The organism is Sulfuricurvum sp. PD_MW2 (assembly GCF_002633015.1).
In the GTDB taxonomy this organism is placed as follows: Bacteria; Campylobacterota; Campylobacteria; order Campylobacterales; family Sulfurimonadaceae; genus Sulfuricurvum.
The window spans coordinates 1-2,065 of sequence record NZ_NSIU01000060.1 but is presented as its reverse complement, the minus strand read 5'-3'; the positions used below and the strand labels follow the sequence as shown (position 1 = coordinate 2,065).

Below are 2,065 nucleotides of genomic sequence, written 5' to 3'. Positions count from 1 at the left end.
CTTGGGCAGATAGCCTTATTAAAGCATTAGAATATTCTAGACATCCTTTTAAATCAGTATTATTGTTTTTTGAAAACACATATAATGAGCCTTCACATAATGTAAAAGTAGCTATGTTGGCGGTTATTCTTGGGTATAAACTAAATTTAACTAGACAACAATTGAACGATTTGGCAATTGCAGGAATTTTACATGATTGCGGTAAAGTCAATTTATCTGAAGAAGTACTGACAAAGTCCACTTATCTTGAAGTGGAAGAGACGGAAATGGTAGAAAAACATCCTCTATACAGTTATGAATTGGCAAAACAACTTGGCATCCATAAGGTTCAAATCTTAGAGGCTATTTTATATCATCATGAGAAGCTTGATGGTACGGGATATCCACATGGATTAATAGGTAATGCGATTCCTCTTTTTGCACAAATTATTGCTGTGTGTGATGTATTTGATGCGTTAACAACGGATCGTACCTACCGCGAACATTTTCATACCTATGATGCACTGAAATTAATAAAAAGTGACATGTCACATCAGTTAAATATAAAGTATGTCAATAGCTTTATCGAATTATTACAGTACTGAAATATCACAATACTATTTCATTTTTTTAATTTATTAAGTTTTTTTGCGTCACAAATGCAACGAAAATGACATATCATAGGATTGTTCAAAATTTGTTTTGTGTTATGGATAAACCTTAAAATCGGAAAAATGATGATGAAAAAAAATGAAATATATGCTTTATTGATTCCTATTCTTACTTTGGTTATACATAAAATGACATGGGTATGGGTAAAACCGCATATTTGGTTTGCCTACTATTTTTCTCTATATTTGAGTGTAAGAGTTGGAGGGAAGAGAGGTGGGTATTACGCCACAGGACTAACGGCGCTATTGGTTTATTTTTTTGAAATGGAACCTCTTTACAGCATTCAAAAGAGTAATATAGGCGATTATATTTCGATGATTTTTTTTATAATCGTTGGGATCGCTTTGAGCCGGATGGTTGGTTCGTTAAATATAAAGATGAAAGAATTGAAAATTGCTTCGGCGGCATTTTATTCAAAGAACGGCGTAGTCATTACCGATAAAAAAGGGAAAATTCTAAAAATCAATCAAGCGTATATCCAAATGAGCGGTTATTCGGAGTCTGAATTGATCGGGAATACCCCTTCTGTCTTGAAATCGGATATGTATGATTCGTCTTTTTATAAACAGTTATGGATTGATCTTGAAAAGAAAAATGCTTGGGAAGGAGAAATCGTTAATAAAAGAAAAAATGGTGAATTGTTTCACATTTATTTGAATATTACAAAAGTGAGTATAGCAGAAGATGATGAAATATATTATGTAGGGGTAATGAAGGATATTTCGAAACGTAAACAGTTAGAAGAAAATTTAAACAATCAAAAACAACAGTTTGAATCAATGTTTCAATCATCTATAGATTCAATTGCACTAATTGATTTAAATGGTAATTTTTTGAAAGTTAATCAAGCTCAATGTGAAATGACAGGATATTCAGAAAAAGAGCTGCTTCAAAAATCGTGTATAGAATTGAGTGTTCCAGCAGATATTGAACGATCAAAAAATGTCATTAGAGAAGTTATTGAAAGAGGTTACGTAAAAAATTTTGAAAAACATTGTTTTACAAAAGAAATAGAACCTTTTCTCGTAAACATGAGTTTATCAATAATGCCGGATAAAAAAAGTATTCTTATAATATCCAAGAATATTACTAAAGATGTGATACTTCGTAATGTCGTTGAACAACAAAAACGACGATATCAGCAAATTATGAAATTAGCATCAGATGGTATTTTTATTTTTTCATTAAACGGAAAATTATTTGAGTGCAGTCAACGCTCAGCGGATATGCTTGGATATAGTATGCAAGAAATAACAAATTTATGGATTTTTGATATAGATGTTCAATATAGCAGAGAAGAGATATTGCATTTTATGTCAACTATTGAAACTGAGCCAATTAATTTTGAGGCAAAATATAAAAGAAAAGATGGCAGTATCTATGATGCGGGAGTTGTTGCAGTAAGAATTATTAT

The 2,065-nt window shown here is 31.2% G+C and carries 2 protein-coding genes; both read left to right on the top strand.

The features are described from left to right. A partial coding sequence (locus tag CJD30_RS11560; protein ID WP_294919305.1) for an HD domain-containing phosphohydrolase occupies nt 1-584 on the top strand: 584 nt, incomplete at its 5' end. A 129-nt stretch (nt 585-713) separates the two neighbouring features. After that, a partial coding sequence (locus tag CJD30_RS11555; protein WP_294919302.1) for a PAS domain S-box protein occupies nt 714-2,065 on the top strand: 1,352 nt, incomplete at its 3' end.